The sequence below is a fragment of the [Clostridium] citroniae WAL-17108 genome (genome assembly GCF_000233455.1).
GTDB lineage: Bacteria > Bacillota > Clostridia > Lachnospirales > Lachnospiraceae > Enterocloster > Enterocloster citroniae.
In genome coordinates, this window is record NZ_JH376420.1 from 499,356 (window position 1) to 514,247 (window position 14,892).

General features: G+C 51.0%; 13 protein-coding genes, 1 other RNA gene and 1 other annotated feature (1 of these 15 cut by a window edge). Of the genes, 3 read left to right on the forward strand and 11 right to left on the reverse strand.

Annotated elements, in window-relative coordinates; translation table 11 throughout:
• Window positions 1-36, reverse strand: a binding site (T-box leader); it reaches 214 nt to the left of the window's first position.
• A gap of 159 nt (window positions 37-195) precedes the next feature.
• Window positions 196-1,101 (forward strand): DNA-3-methyladenine glycosylase family protein, encoded by a 906-nt coding sequence (locus HMPREF9469_RS02175; protein ID WP_007858700.1) that lies wholly within the window; start codon window positions 196-198, stop codon window positions 1,099-1,101.
• Window positions 1,102-1,163: 62 nt separating this feature from the next.
• Here the strand turns inward: HMPREF9469_RS02175 and HMPREF9469_RS02180 are convergent, their stop codons facing one another.
• The 6 genes from HMPREF9469_RS02180 to hrcA all read right to left on the reverse strand — a co-directional run bounded on the left by HMPREF9469_RS02180 (window position 1,164) and on the right by hrcA (window position 7,796).
• The gene (locus tag HMPREF9469_RS02180) at window positions 1,164-1,751 is read right to left on the reverse strand and encodes a hypothetical protein (protein WP_007858701.1); all 588 of its coding nucleotides are present in this window, start codon (window positions 1,749-1,751) and stop codon (window positions 1,164-1,166) included.
• 59 nt (window positions 1,752-1,810) lie between these two features.
• Window positions 1,811-2,683, reverse strand: a complete 873-nt coding sequence (locus HMPREF9469_RS02185) for an SDR family oxidoreductase (protein WP_007858702.1) — start codon at window positions 2,681-2,683, stop codon at window positions 1,811-1,813.
• Between the two features lie 223 nt (window positions 2,684-2,906).
• A complete protein-coding gene (gene dnaJ / locus HMPREF9469_RS02190) occupies window positions 2,907-4,055 on the reverse strand; it encodes a molecular chaperone DnaJ (RefSeq protein ID WP_007858703.1) in 1,149 nt (382 codons plus the stop codon).
• Window positions 4,056-4,190: 135 nt separating this feature from the next.
• Window positions 4,191-6,053, reverse strand: a complete 1,863-nt coding sequence (gene dnaK / locus HMPREF9469_RS02195) for a molecular chaperone DnaK (protein WP_007858704.1) — start codon at window positions 6,051-6,053, stop codon at window positions 4,191-4,193.
• A gap of 48 nt (window positions 6,054-6,101) precedes the next feature.
• Window positions 6,102-6,725 (reverse strand): nucleotide exchange factor GrpE, encoded by a 624-nt coding sequence (grpE, locus tag HMPREF9469_RS02200; protein WP_007858705.1) that lies wholly within the window; start codon window positions 6,723-6,725, stop codon window positions 6,102-6,104.
• Window positions 6,726-6,743: 18 nt separating this feature from the next.
• Window positions 6,744-7,796: a heat-inducible transcriptional repressor HrcA gene (gene hrcA, locus HMPREF9469_RS02205; protein WP_007858713.1), complete on the reverse strand. Its 1,053-nt coding sequence runs from the start codon at window positions 7,794-7,796 to the stop codon at window positions 6,744-6,746.
• Between the two features lie 376 nt (window positions 7,797-8,172).
• Between hrcA and HMPREF9469_RS02210 the strand changes: the two genes are divergently transcribed.
• Together HMPREF9469_RS02210 and HMPREF9469_RS02215 are read left to right on the forward strand one after the other, a co-directional pair.
• Window positions 8,173-8,739: a 3D domain-containing protein gene (locus tag HMPREF9469_RS02210; RefSeq protein ID WP_007858722.1), complete on the forward strand. Its 567-nt coding sequence runs from the start codon at window positions 8,173-8,175 to the stop codon at window positions 8,737-8,739.
• Window positions 8,740-9,018: 279 nt separating this feature from the next.
• Window positions 9,019-9,741, forward strand: a complete 723-nt coding sequence (locus tag HMPREF9469_RS02215; protein WP_007858724.1) for a 3D domain-containing protein — start codon at window positions 9,019-9,021, stop codon at window positions 9,739-9,741.
• 70 nt (window positions 9,742-9,811) lie between these two features.
• On the opposite strand, the gene HMPREF9469_RS02220 is transcribed toward HMPREF9469_RS02215, so the two are convergent.
• The 5 genes from HMPREF9469_RS02220 to ybaK all read right to left on the reverse strand — a co-directional run bounded on the left by HMPREF9469_RS02220 (window position 9,812) and on the right by ybaK (window position 14,731).
• Window positions 9,812-12,085, reverse strand: a complete 2,274-nt coding sequence (locus tag HMPREF9469_RS02220; RefSeq protein WP_007858726.1) for a SpoIID/LytB domain-containing protein — start codon at window positions 12,083-12,085, stop codon at window positions 9,812-9,814.
• Window positions 12,086-12,151: 66 nt separating this feature from the next.
• Window positions 12,152-12,328: non-coding RNA, 6S RNA (ssrS, locus tag HMPREF9469_RS31025), on the reverse strand.
• A gap of 92 nt (window positions 12,329-12,420) precedes the next feature.
• Entirely contained in the window at window positions 12,421-13,746 is a 1,326-nt protein-coding gene (locus tag HMPREF9469_RS02225) for a pyrimidine-nucleoside phosphorylase (protein ID WP_040415377.1), read from the reverse strand.
• A 16-nt stretch (window positions 13,747-13,762) separates the two neighbouring features.
• Window positions 13,763-14,209, reverse strand: coding sequence for a cytidine deaminase (cdd, locus tag HMPREF9469_RS02230; protein ID WP_082082592.1), 447 nt, complete (start codon window positions 14,207-14,209; stop codon window positions 13,763-13,765).
• Window positions 14,210-14,263: 54 nt separating this feature from the next.
• The gene (gene ybaK / locus HMPREF9469_RS02235) at window positions 14,264-14,731 is read right to left on the reverse strand and encodes a Cys-tRNA(Pro) deacylase (RefSeq protein WP_007858732.1); all 468 of its coding nucleotides are present in this window, start codon (window positions 14,729-14,731) and stop codon (window positions 14,264-14,266) included.
• Window positions 14,732-14,892: the final 161 nt, after the last annotated feature.

The following is a 14,892-nucleotide window of genomic DNA, read 5'->3' on the forward strand; positions in this document are numbered from 1 at the left end:
AGATAAATGTCTACTATACACTTTCACTGCCTTTTCATAACTTCTAAATCTAATGTACATTCTAGCCAGGTTGTCCGGAAATGTCAAGTGTTTTTTCATCCTTTGTGAGATGGCAGGAAATCTCATTTGACGAAATGCCTCTTTGCGTTTACACTATACCATATGGAAAAACTTGATTAGAAAGCGGGATGGATTATGACCAGTTGTGTGATACCCTGCCTTGACCTAAGGCAGATTGCTGAATCCGGACAGTGTTTCCGGATGACTCCCCTGGCGGCCGGGACCCTGACCGGACATGGGGACTGCGGTTACAGGATCATCAGCCGGGGAAGGGTTCTGAGGATCTGGCAAAGGGGATTGGAACTCTCCTTTGACTGCGGTGAGGAGGACATGGGGTTTTGGCTGACTTATTTTGATGTGGACACGGATTATCAGGCCGTCATTGACTCGGTAGCGCCGGAGGACTCCTATCTTGCGGCCGCGGCCGCGGCGGGAAGGGGGATACGGATCCTGCGCCAGGATCCCTGGGAAATGATCATCACCTTTGTTATCTCCCAGCAAAAGACGATCCCTAAGATCAGGGAGCTGGTGGAAGCGCTGAGCGCCGCCTACGGAAAGGCCCTTGAAGGGGATCCGGGCTGCGGGGACATGGAAACAGTACATGCCTTTCCTACGCCCCGGGAATTATCCAGGGCCACCCTGGAGGAGCTTCAGGCATTAAAGCTGGGATACCGTGCAAAATACATACACAGGCTGTGCCAGGACGCGGTTTCAGGCGCCTTAGACCTAAAAGGGCTGGCGCAGATGGGATATGAGGAGGCCATGGAGTACCTGACCGGATTTTACGGGATCGGGAAAAAGGTGGCCAACTGCGTCTGTCTGTTTGGACTCCACCATATCAGCGCATTTCCCGTGGATACCTGGATTGAAAAAATTCTCATGAGCCAGTATTATGACCAACGGAAATACCGCCGCACTCCCAAAGGCAGACTGTTGGATTGCATTGTAACGGATTGCTTTGGACAATACCAGGGGTGTGCCGGTGTAATGCAACAGTATATCTTCTATTATGAACGCTTAAGGAGCAGCAAGCTTTCCTGACATCCAACTCTCCAGCCGGTGTCGGGAGAGCGTGCTGCTCCTCCTTTTTGATTTAACACATATTACATCATTCCCAGTTCAAATATCTTCCATTTGCTCTTAAGTCCTGTCTCTTTTCCCACTGCAAAATCCCTGGTAAACTCACCGTCCCCCCACTGGGGCGCTCTTTCAAGAGCCTTGTCAGACCATTTCTGTGAAAATTGCACGCGCACCACCTGGTATTCCTTGTATCCGCAGCTCCGGGCTTTCTCATCATAGTACGTCTTCCGGTCCCCGTATTCCACGGTTGGCAGGGTCTCAAAGCTGTGTACGATATATTCCCTGATATAGCGGCCTTCCTCATAATCCTGACGGTTCTGTTCAAAATTAAGGCTGTCCGGCTGGTCCTGGTGAAACAGCCTTGGGCACATGTCAAACTGGGCCAGACCCATATATTTGAAATACCAGGCCGCCGCCAGCTGGGCTTCATCCGAGGGCATGTTTTCATACTTCACATGCCTTGGGAGGCCCTGGGTAACTGTATATTCCCGGACCAGGCGCTCTCCTCCCCTGGCCTTGTTGACAGCTGACACGCCCAACATAATGGCCATGCACACAATGGTGACCGCCAGTATCTTTACTGCCTGGGGGGAGAATTTCTGTTTGCTCATTGGTTTCCCGTCCTTTCATCTTGTGTCATTGCCGGTGTATAAAGATCCATGCCCAAGCGTCATCTGCCCCTATAATCGGACAGACAGGTCCTGATCCCGGCTGCCGTGTCCTCAAACCCGATCCCATGGCTGTTGACCCGGCTGATGTCAATGGTAAGATTGCGCGGCGAGGCAGCAAAGCGTTCCCTGTCCGGCTCTGCCCAGGCAGACACATCCTCCCTGCCTGTGAGGGCCTGTAAAAACAAAACTGCCGTGTCATAGGTATTCATGGTGTTTTCACTGCCGAAATTATAGATCCCACCCGGGAGCATCAGGGCCCGGGTCATGCTGCGCACCGCATTCCATACATAAGTAATGCCCCTGTAATCGTGAACCGGCAGCTTCATCCTGCGGTTCTCCTCAAGGGCGTTTACAAGATTTCCCAAAAGTCCGGTGCCGCCTGTCCGCTCCCTGACCGGATAATCATACATCCATGTAAGGCGCAGGGCCACTGCGTCACTCAGACAGGCAAACATGGCTTCCTCAGCCCGCTTTTTATCCCGTCCATACACGGTGCAGGGCCTCTGTACCCGCTCTTCCCTGTTGGGTTCCATGGAACAGGAGGCATTATAGATCTGGTCCGAACTCATAAATATCATCTTTGTATTGGACTGCCTGCAGGCCTTGGCCATGTTGGCGGTTCCCCTTACATTGATCTGCTCGGAAAGCTCCGGCTCCGCCTCACATATCCCTGTATCAGAGACACCTGCACAGTGGAGGACGTAATCCGGACGGATGGCATTTATAAAGGCGGTCACTGCCAGGGAATCACTGACTTCCAGTTCCCTGTGGGTTACACCCAGTACTTCATACCCCTCCTGTTCTTTAAAATATTCAAAAAGCCGGGAGCCTAAAAAGCCGTTGACTCCGGTGATCAAAATGCGATTTTCCATTATACTGCTCATACCTTTCTTCAGATATGTTAACATTATAGCCCAGGAAGCCCTTATATACTTTGCGATTTTCTTAATATTTTCCAGGACACTTTTTTAAAAAGGAAAAAGAATCAGCCGGCTAAAATAGCGCCGCAAAACATCAAACCAGCCGGAAACAAAGCACATGCCGCCGGTTAACCGCGGCATATAACTTTGTTTCCGGCTGATCCAAAACCCAAATTTACTTAAATATACCTTTTTTCTTGGGCTTTTCTTCCTCCGAAGGAGTGATTCCATTCATTGCATCATCAAACCGCCTTAAGGCTTCCTTCTGCGCCTGGTTCATACGCTCCGGCACCTGCACCACCAGGGTCACATAGTGATCTCCGCGGACATTGCGGCTGCGCAGGGAGGGAACGCCTTTTCCCTTAAGGCGCACCTTGGTATCGGTCTGTGTCCCCGGCCTCACCTCATATTCCACCTCTCCGTCCACGGTCTTGATGCGGATCGGGCCTCCCAGGGCCGCGCGGGCAAAGGAAATGGGTACAGTGGAATAAATGCTGGTGTCCTGACGCTTAAAGATCGGATGCTGGGAGACAACCGCCTCCACCAGAAGATCGCCGCGCTCTCCGCCATTGATGCCGGGTTCGCCTCGGCCTGCCTGGCGCACGCACTGGCCGTTGTCAATACCGGCCGGTATGGGCACTGCAAATTTCTTGCGCACGGTCTTATAGCCTGTGCCGTAGCAGTCCGGACATTTTTCCTTGATGATTTGGCCGGTCCCGTTACAGTCCGGGCAGGTCTGCACATTCTGCACCTGGCCGAAGAAGGACTGCTGGGTGTACATGATCTTACCTTTTCCGTTACACTTGGAACATGTCTGGGGAGAGGTGCCCGCCTTTGCCCCGGTTCCGTGGCAGCTGGCACATGTCTCCTTGAAATTGATCTCTATCTCTTTTTCGCAGCCAAAAACAGCTTCCTCAAAGGATATCCTGATGGAAGTCTTTATGTTAGCGCCCCGCATGGGCCCGCTTCTTGCCCTGGAAGAACGGCCTCCGCCAAAGATATCCCCGAAAATATCCCCAAAGATATCTCCCATATCCCCGTTAAAATCAAAGCCGCCGAAACCGCCAAAGCCGCCGGCGCCTCCGCCGCCCTGGTCAAACGCAGCATGGCCGAACTGGTCGTACTGCTGACGTTTCTGGGGGTCACTGAGAACGCTGTACGCCTCAGAAGCCTCCTTAAACTTAGCCTCTGCCTCCTTGTCGCCTGGATTGGCATCCGGATGGTATTTCTTGGCAAGTTTCCTGTATGCTTTTTTCAGTGCATCATCGTCCGCATCCTTGGGAACGCCCAGAACTTCATAGTAATCTCTCTTGCTCTCTGCCATGTTGTTTACCTCTTAATCTATTAAAACGCCCTGAAACCGCCTTGTTGCAAACCGCTTTCAACGCACTCTTTATCAGCCACAAAGGGGTTAGGAACCGTATGTCCGGCTCCTAATCCCCATTATAATTATCTTACATTATACTTCCTTAAAATCTGCATCCACTACATCATCGTTTGGTGCGGAGGACGCGCCTGCGCCGCCCATGTCAGGACCTGCACCGGCTGCTCCGGCTGCCTGGGCCTGCTCATAAACCTTTGCAAACAGCTTCTGTGCGCTGTTCATCAGCTTCTCTTTGCCTGACTTGATGTCCTCAACCTGGGCATCCGTCATCTCTTCCACGGGTGCGCGGTTGATGGCTTCCTTCAGGGAATTAAGGTCTGCTTCCACCTCTGCCTTGTCATTGGGAGAAATCTTGTCGCCAACTTCCTCCAGGGCCTTCTCGGTCTGGAACACCATGGAATCAGCATCATTTCTGGCGTCAATTGCCTCTTTGCGCTTCTTATCCTGTGCCTCGTACTCGGCAGCTTCCTTCACTGCCTTATCGATATCGTCATCGGACATGTTGGAGCCTGAGGTGATGGTTATGTGCTGCTCTTTTCCTGTTCCAAGGTCCTTAGCAGATACATTTACAATACCGTTGGCATCAATATCAAAGGTAACCTCGATCTGGGGGATTCCTCTTCTTGCAGGCGGGATCCCGTCCAGACGGAACTGTCCCAGCGTCTTATTATCCCTTGCAAACTGACGCTCACCCTGTACCACGTGGATATCCACAGCAGTCTGGTTGTCTGCAGCGGTTGAGAAGATCTGGCTCTTCTTTGTTGGGATGGTGGTATTGCGCTCGATCAGCCTGGTGGCAACGCCGCCCATGGTCTCGATGGACAGGGAAAGAGGTGTAACATCCAGAAGAAGGATATCTCCTGCACCGGCATCGCCTGCCAGCTTGCCGCCCTGGATCGCTGCACCAATGGCAACACACTCATCCGGGTTCAATGATTTGCTGGGTTCCTTGCCTGTAAGCTGTTTTACCTTTTCCTGAGCAGCGATCATACGGGTGGAGCCGCCTACCAGCAGCACCTTGCCAAGTTCGGAAGCCGTAATGCCCGCATCCTTTAAAGCATTCTGTACCGGGATGGCTGTGCGCTCAATAAGGTCATGTGTCAGTTCGTCAAATTTAGCTCTGGTCAGGTTCATATCCAGATGCTTTGGTCCCTCTGAGGTAGCTGTGATAAACGGAAGGTTGATGTTGGTGGTGGTAGCTGTTGACACTTCCTTCTTTGCCTTCTCAGCAGCTTCCTTCAGTCTCTGAAGGGCCATCTTATCCCCTGAAAGGTCAACGCCCTCCGCCTTCTTAAACTCAGCGATCATCCAGTTGGTGATCGCATTATCAAAGTCATCGCCGCCCAGACGGGTATCGCCGTTGGTGGAGAGAACCTCGATCACGCCATCGCCGATCTCGATGATGGAAACATCAAATGTACCGCCGCCCAGGTCGTATACCATGATCTTCTGCTCTTTTTCATTATCAAGGCCGTAAGCCAGCGCCGCGGCTGTGGGCTCGTTGATGATACGCTTTACATCCAGGCCGGCAATCTTGCCCGCATCCTTGGTGGCCTGGCGCTGTGCGTCATTAAAGTAAGCAGGAACAGTGATAACCGCCTCTGTCACGGTCTCACCCAGATAAGCTTCCGCGTCTGCTTTCAGCTTCTGCAGGATCATAGCGGAGATTTCCTGTGGCGTGTACTTCTTGCCGTCAATATCCACCCTGTAATCTGTTCCCATGTGGCGCTTAATGGAGGAGATGGTCTTATCCGCATTGGTAACTGCCTGACGCTTTGCCGGCTCACCGATCAGCCTCTCTCCTGTCTTAGTAAATGCAACCACTGACGGTGTGGTCCTTACTCCCTCTGCATTGGCAATAACAGTTGGTTTTCCGCCTTCCATAACAGCAACGCAGCTATTTGTTGTACCTAAGTCAATACCAATAATCTTGCTCATAGTTTTTTCCTCCTGATATTTTTATATGAATTTAGTTAATGGCCAATATTAGTTGGCTACCTTTACCATACTGTGCCTTACCACACTGTCCCTGTACAGATAACCCTTCTGCAATTCCTCAACCACCACATTCTCCCCAAGGTTTTCGTCATCCACATGCATGACCGCGTTGTGGAAATTGGGGTCAAACTCCTGGCCCGCGGCTTCGATCGCCTTAACGCCGGCTTCTTCCAATGTCTTCCGGAACTGCTTATATATCTTCTCCATACCCTCGGCAAGGGGGCTTCCCTTTTCTTCCTCCGGTATGGTAGCTAAACCTCGCTCAAAATTGTCGATCACGGGAAGCATCCGCTCAATGATGTCCCTGGCGCCCATCTCATACATGGTGGACTTTTCTTTCTCAGTTCTCTTACGGAAATTCTCAAACTCAGCCATCTGGCGCTTCACCCGGTCCGTAAGTTCTTCTATCTTCTCATCTCTGGGATCTTTTTTCTTTTTAAAGAATCCCTTCTTTTCTTCCTTGCCCGCGCCTTCCGGGGATTCCTGGGTGTCCTCCGCCCCGCCCTGTGCTTCCTGGGCCTGGCATTCCTCACCTGCAGCCTGTTGGTCTTCCCCGTTCACTTCTGCCTGCGCCGCTGTTTCCGCTTCTTTTTTTAACTCTTCATCCTTCATATCTTCACTCACAGCCTATCACCTTTCATCTTTTTTAAATGCCGCATCCAGCTGGTTCATTAGATTCCGCAGGGTTCCCAGCACCTTCTCATAATCCATCCGCTTGGGACCAATGATACCAATGGTTCCCCTAAGTCCTCCTCCCAGATCATAATTGGCAGTCACCACACTGCAGTCCTTCATGGACTGCACCGGGCTCTCATCCCCAATATAGACCTGGATGTCTGAATTGTTCTCTGACTCCGCATTGACCCCTGATACGAATTCCTGGAGCACTTCCTTGTGCTCCAGAGTACCGATCAGACGGCTGGCCTTGTCGCCTTCCGAAAGCTCCGGATACTTAAAAATGTTGGTCGCTCCACTGGTATATATCTGCAGATCCTCTTCCCCTGCCCGGATGGCTTCCGCCACCTCGTTCAGCACCAGGTCCACTACCTGGCTGTGGATGCCTGCATCATCTTTCAGCTTGCTGATGATGTCCAGATTAATCTCTTCAATTGTCAGTCCGTTGAGACTGCTGTTCAACAGGATGTTCAGGTTCAGGATTTCATCATCACTCAGATCCTCGGTGATATCCACCATAGTGTTCTTAATGATGTTTCCCTCCACCACCACAACCACCAGCAGCTTGTTTTTCTCCATCTTTGAAAGCTGGATGAACTTAAGCTTTGTCTTGTGATAGCTGGGACCGCTGATCATGGCCGCATAGTTGGTATTGGAGGCAAGGACCTGAGCCATCTTCTTAAGGACCAGTTCCAGCTTATCAACCTTCTGGACCATCATGTCCTTGAACTCAGTTACCTCATTCTCCTTATCCTGCATGATCTGATCCACATAGAACCGGTATCCCTTATCAGAAGGGATACGGCCCGCGGATGTATGGGGCTGTACAATGTATCCCATATCCTCCAGGTCTGACATCTCATTGCGGATAGTGGCAGAGCTTAATTTCAGGTCCGAATACTTGGAGATGGTTCTGGAACCAACGGGTTCCCCTGTCTCCAGGTAGGTCTTGATAATCGCCTTTAATATGGTTATCTTCCTGTCGTCCAGGAATGCATCAACCGGCATCTGCTCACCTTCCTTTCCGAATTATTAGCACTCAGTCTCAAAGAGTGCTAACATCTACATTCCATAATATATTCCTTCTGAGAGGATTTGTCAAGAGATAATTCTAAATTCTTTCATTATAATTTATTTGTTCCCCCGCCCCACCACATATATCCTGTATGCGTCCCCCACCGGAACCCATATATATTTGATTTCGCCTCCCACTTTTGCCAAAAATATTCCAAATTTATGCGTTTTATTCCCCACTTTTCACGATTATGTAACACTTGTTTCATCATTTCAACTTGACAATTAACAATTTTGTAATATAATAGATATACATATTTAAGATGTCATATAAGACCATAACAACGGATAAAGACTGCGAGGTAATTGTATGCACCATATAAGAAAGGTCCTGCTGGCTGCCGCCATGGCTTTCCTGTGTCTGGGTTCTGCTTTTCCTGCGTTTGCAGATGAACCCGTGGGAACAGACGTCACTGTTATAGAAGAAACAGAGGATGACACTCCGGAGAACACGGAGAATACCCAGGCCGCGGACACGAAAAAGGATCATGTTTCGCATAAGGCCAAGGTTAGCCAGTCCTCAGAGGATGAATATGTGGATGCGGGTCCCGGAGCCGGGAAAAAGGAGGATCCCCCTAAGCAGGAGGAGATTTCCATGGGCCGTTTTTCCATCACCGGATACTGTAACTGTGAAAAGTGCTCCGGCGGACACGGACTTACCTATTCAGGCACTACTCCCACACCGAACCATACTGTAAGCGCTGATCTGGATGTATTTCCTCTGGGTACCAAATTAAAGATCGATGGGATCATCTACACGGTTGAGGATAAGGGATCCTCTGTAAACGGCAACATCCTTGATATCTTTTACGGCTCTCATGCCGAAGCCCTTGCCAAGGGTACATACACCGCAGAAGTATTTCTGATCGAAGAATAATTTTATAAATGAGCCGTCCTGAACAGTAACACACATATTATAAAAGCACTACAAGCCTCCTGGATCCGGTCCGGAGGCTTTACTTTTTGTATTTTTGAAGAAACTTTGATATAATTCCTGCGAAAAACCACGTATTTCCATTTATTTCCTTGACATAAGGTGGAAATTATGGTAAAACCTTGTTTATTGCTCATATATTACAAAAGTATTACATATTATTTATTAATATGTTAAAAAAATGTTTTGAATATTAAGCGGGCAATAGGAGGTAACAAATACATGAAATTCAGACACTTATTAACCGGGACCATTCTTACCATCAGCATACTTGCAGCCACGGCAGTCACAGCATTTGCAGCTGTATCCAAGGGACGTTTTGAGACAGTTGACAGCAATGTCATCAGCGGATGGGCCTACAACAGTGATTCCCCTGACCATGCGCTGAACGTTTTAATAACCATTACAAACAAAAATACAGGAGAGGAAGTATTTTCCCGCAGAATGTCTGCCGGCGAATACAGGGAAGATCTCTACAAGGATAATAAAGGAAACGGATGCCATGGCTTTACCATTGACATTGACTGGGACGCATATCCGGAAGGCGTGTACCTGGTAGAGGGCGCCGTGGGTGACCGGAGCTTTTCCAATCCCAGGACCTACGCCAACGGAAACAGCCAGACGGGCACATCTGCCCCAGGAAGCCAGGCTTTGATCCCCCTGGGCGTCTTTAAGACCACCGCCTACTGCCCCTGCAGGGCCTGCTCCGAGGGCTGGGGACGCCACACATGCACCGGGGCCATTGCCACGGCCGGACACACCATCGCAGTGGATCCCAGGGTGATCCCTTATGGCTCCAAGGTCATGATCAACGGCGTGGTGTACACGGCCGAGGACCGCGGCGGAGCTGTGAAGGGCAACCACATTGATATATTTTTTAACACCCATGCTGAAACCAGACAGCACGGCACTCAGAACGCCGAGGTGTATCTGGTACAGTCATAAGAACGGAGCAGCATAAAAACAGGACCCCAGGCATGATAGGATCTTCCTTCATTGCCTGGGGTCCTGTTTTTTAGTTTCCGATCTCCCTTAATTCTGTCCCGTTATAAAAGAATGACAGGATCGCGGTATAATCCTTTCCTTCCTTTGCCATACCCTGGGCCCCGTTCTGGCTCATGCCCACGCCGTGTCCAAAACCGCCGCCGTACACATGGAAGGATATGCTGCCGTCCTCGCCGCTTCTCTTTTCAATGGATATGAATGCGCTGGGGAGGGTCTGGCTGCCCTCCATGGTCTTGCCGTCCTGTTTGGTGATTACAAGGCTGCTGCTGCCCAGTGCCGAGCGGATGGCGCTCTGTCCCTTCACTGTGACCGTACCGTCACTTCCTGTCACCTGAAGCTCACTGGCGATCCCTCCCGGGCCTCTTGAAACAACGGTCATATCCGTCACCTTGCCTGCCCCGCTGACCTGGGCGGAAATAATGTCGCTGCTGATATCCGTCTCCCACCGGAACATGGCAAAGGACGAATCATAGGCAGATGCGTCACTGTTTCTGATATAGGAATCAAACTTGTCATTATCCCCCTGGCCCAGTGTTCTGCGCCCTGACTTTACCTCCACTGCCTGAAGGTAGGGCAGCTTATCCGCATCCGTTCCCCAGACGCTGACATCCGCCGTATGGCCGCAGGAAGTGGAAAAATAGAATGCGTCAATGGGATTATCCTCATAGAACAGCATCTTGCCATATGTTTCCTTGACCGCCTGCGTGGTCCTCTCATCCGGGTTGGTATTATTGTACACCTGGAAGTTGGTGCTGTCATCCACGTGGGCACCGTACTGGCTGTATGAGTTTCCCTGGATCTGGCGGTAAGCGTAGGTTCTGGCACACACTGCCTGGGCCTTCAGAGCTTCCTTTTCATAGGAGGGCGGCATCTCGCTGGGAACTACCCTGGTAAGATAATCCTCCAGAAACAGGTCATTGACCAGGACCAGCCCCTCCTCACAAGCTTTGATCTCCATTTTTCCGCTGTACACAGGGGTGCCCTGGCTGCGCTCAATGGTTGGCACCGCGATCCCCTCGTCACCCTCCGGCGTTATGATGATCCGGCCATATTTTAAACGTTCATCATCCGGGGCGACCGTAAGCTGCGTCCCTGCTTCCAGGCGCTCTTTCTCCGTCTTGCCCTTGGAGTTCTCATATTCCATCTGGGCTGCGCCGCCCAGGACAAGGGTGGCCGATGGGTGGTACAGGCTCTTAAAGCCTGTGTCCATCAGCAGTACGCGGATGGTCTTTGCATCAAATTCCCGCTCCAGCAATGCTGCGCACAATTTCCCCTCCGCCGCCACAAACTCCTGCAGGTCATATCCCACCAGGATATCCTTTGCTCCCAGCACTTTAAAATCCCCATATACTTTGTATACATGGAAATTCTCAGATAAGGGGATCTCGCCGTACCCTTCGATCTCAATGGCATTATCAGTGACCGAGAGCACCTTGCCGCTGATACGTTCCCGCTTCATGGTGATCTTTCTCAGCTTTCCGCCTTCCATATGGAGATCAGCCAGGTTGCCGGCCATATCCGTCACATCCCCCATCTTATCACTCACCGGGAACTCCCTGTAAGCAGTGCCCAGATAGGCCTTGAAATGCCTGCCGTCAGACTCAGCCAGCCATATGTTTTCATAGACCACATCCTCTGAGATCAGCTGTCTCATGGCGATCATCTCACCGTCCCTGGCAAGAAACTGTATCTCGCAGTCCAGATACGCATCCAGTGCAAGGCCCTGGAAACCAAAATTACCTTCCGTGGTGTACGCGGTCCAGCTTTCAGCCTGGGGCAGGTTGGAGGGTGTTCCGTAAAGCACGGCATCCACTGTCTTTACCGCACCATCCGGATCCGTCTGGGAAAGGATCCCTTCATAAAGGCGCCACCACTCCTCCTCAGGAAAGGCCCTGTCCCTGTTATGTTTGGTCGCACCTGCCTGAAGCTTCAATTTATTGGAAACCTGCCCTGCCATAAAGGCGGCTTCCTGATATGTAAGATACCCCTGCGCCGTGGAAAGGGAAGGAGTGGTCATCTCCTCATCCAGGTATCCCTCATCGTACAGGTAATCCATATATTTCACAAACCAGTTGTCCTTTTCCTTGGCAGAAAAACGGGAGCTTCCCCGCTCCTTTTCCCGCCTGGAACATTCATCCTTGGTGGTAACAGCCAGCGCCATGGCTTTGAATGCCTGTGCCCTTGTAATACCATCCTTGGGAGGTTCCATGGTAACTATGATCACCATTAAGATAACGACTATGGACACAACGCCGGCCACCCATGCTATCATTTTATTTCTCATATAGATCCGCTCCTGTATCATGGGGTAAATAAATGAAAGCAGCGGCGAACCGCTGCTTTTATCATCTGTAACCCCAAAATGCCGTCTCTTACTTATTGACGCCTAGCAATGCTAGGTGGGCAACCTCACTTAAGCATCTGCCTTCCACTCGAAGGAGGCTTGACATCCGCTTAAAAATATTGGAATCCCTTGAGTCTAATGTAGGTTCAAAATTGGTAAGAGTGTCGAACATTCCAGGTAGTTACAGATCAACATCATTTATCTTGGTGTTATTATACCCCAAACATCTGCGTTTTTCAAGCTGATTTTTCTGAACATTTATGGAAGTTTTTCCATTAACTAAATCTTTCCACTCCATAGTCAGAAACTCTGGCATATATAAGGGGTTCTTTGGCCGGTGCCAAGTCTCCTATGGCGCAGGATGAAAAGAATTTATCCGCTCCTGCCCTGATCCGGTCCTGATCAGATCCATGGAGCACGGCCAGCACATCCCCGGCCTCCACTCTCTGCCCGTATTTCTTTTTTAATTGTATACCGGCGGAATAGTCGATGCAGTCATCCTTGGTATTGCGCCCTGCTCCCAGAAGGACGGAAGCAATGCCGATCCCCTCCGTGTCCATATGGGTAATGTATCCTGATACAGGCGCCTTTACCTCATAGAGCATTTTTGCCTCCTCAAACCGCTCTGGCTCCCAGATATAGCTCTCATCGCCTCCCTGGGCCTTTACCATGGCCGCCAGGCATTGCAAGGCACTGCCGTCCTCTATGGCCTTCCCGGCCTGCTCCCGGCATTCCTGCACACTTCCCTTGTCTGCCATATGGAGCATGTTGGCTGCCAGTTCCAGGCACACCTGCGTCAGGTCCTCAGGTCCGTTCCCTCTCAGCGTGCGGATGGCCTCTGTCATCTCCAGGGAGTTGCCCACCGCATATCCCAGAGGGATATCCATATTGGTGATCAGAGCGCAGCATCTGCGGCCTGCCAGGATGCCGATGGAGACCATCTTTTCAGCCAGGCTGATGGAATCGTCCAGGGACTTCATAAACGCGCCGCTTCCTGTCTTTACATCCAGCACAATGCTGTCGCTTCCCGCAGCCAGCTTCTTGCTCATAATGGAGGAGGCGATCAGCGGAATGCTGTCAACCGTGGCTGTCACATCCCTGAGGGCATACAGCTTTTTATCTGCCGGCACCATGTTCCCGGACTGCCCGATTACAGCGATCCCCTGTTCACGCACAATATCAAAGAATTCATCCCTGGGAATGGCGGTCCGAAATCCGGGTATACTCTCCAGTTTATCCACGGTCCCGCCGGTGTGGCCCAAACCGCGGCCGCTCATCTTGGCCACCTTGACGCCCAGGGAAGCCACCACCGGTCCCACCACCAGCGTGGTCTTATCTCCCACGCCTCCGGTGCTGTGCTTATCCACCTTGATCCCCTCAATGGGCGACAAGTCCACTGTGTCGCCTGAATGCGCCATCTCTAATGTAAGATATGTGATCTCCTGGTCATTCATTCCCTGAAAATAAATTGCCATCAGCATGGCGGACATCTGGTAATCAGGGATTTCTCCGTTTACAAACCCCTTTACCATATAGGAAATCTCTTCCTTTGTGAGTGCCATCCCCTTTTTCTTGTTCTCGATCAGATCATACATCCTCACAACCATCCACCACCTTTCATCTTTCCCCTGACCCTGTCAGGTGATCCGGCCCAAAGCCGTCCGGCAAAAGCTGTTCCAGGGTATATTCCCTGTAGTCCTCCGCTGTCTTAGCCACCAGGACACGAAAAGACGAGGGATCGCAGAACTCCCGCATCACCTGCCTGCAGACACCGCAGGGAGGACAGTAGTCCTCAATCACTCCATCCGGTCCCCCGCACACCGCAATGGCTTCAAACTCCCTCCTGCCGTCTCCCACTGCCTTAAATATGGCGCACCGTTCCGCACACACGCTGGGCGTGTAGGCCGCGTTCTCAATATTATTCCCCGTATACACGGTCCCGTCCGCACACAAAAGCGCTGCTGAGACATGGAAATGGGAATAGGGGGCATAGGATCTGCCAAGGCCGTCAACCGCCATCTGTATCAGTTTCTGTTTATCCATGTTCGTTATCTCCTTTTCCATCTGCTGCCCATGCTTTGACCGGCTTCTGATCTTATTATAATACAAGGAAGCTGCCTATACAAGGGAAACAAAGGTCCCCTCCACATAGTCCCTCAGGTCCTGGGGTGACAGGGTGACCTGGACTCCCCTCTGTCCCGCGCTGACCATGATGGTGTCAAAAACCTGGGCCATCTCTTCTATATAAGTTGGGAAATGCTTCTTCATTCCAATGGGGGAGCAGCCGCCTCTGATATATCCTGTAATTCCCAGCATGTCCTTTACATGGATCATCTCCACCTTTTTCTCCCCAGCCGCCCGGGCCGCCTTTTTCAGGTCCAGCTCCTCGTCCACCGGGATGCAGCACACCATATATCCCTTTTTCTCCCCTTTTAACACCAGGGTTTTATACATCCTGTCATGGTCCGCACCCATCAGGTCCGCCGCATGGCTGCCTGAAAGGTCATGTTCATCCACCTCATAAGTGCCTGTCTCGTATGTGATCCCGGCTGCATCTAAAAGTCTCATTACATTTGTCTTAACCATACACTCTGCTCCTGTACTTCATTTCTTTTCCAACACATCATACCCCTATTTGGGCATATCCGTCAATGGCAGTCTTAAACCCTATTCACAAAATCCGGATTTGCATTTATAATAGGGAATGATATGGATTTACCACATCCGGAGGAAAGGGGTACTTTTAG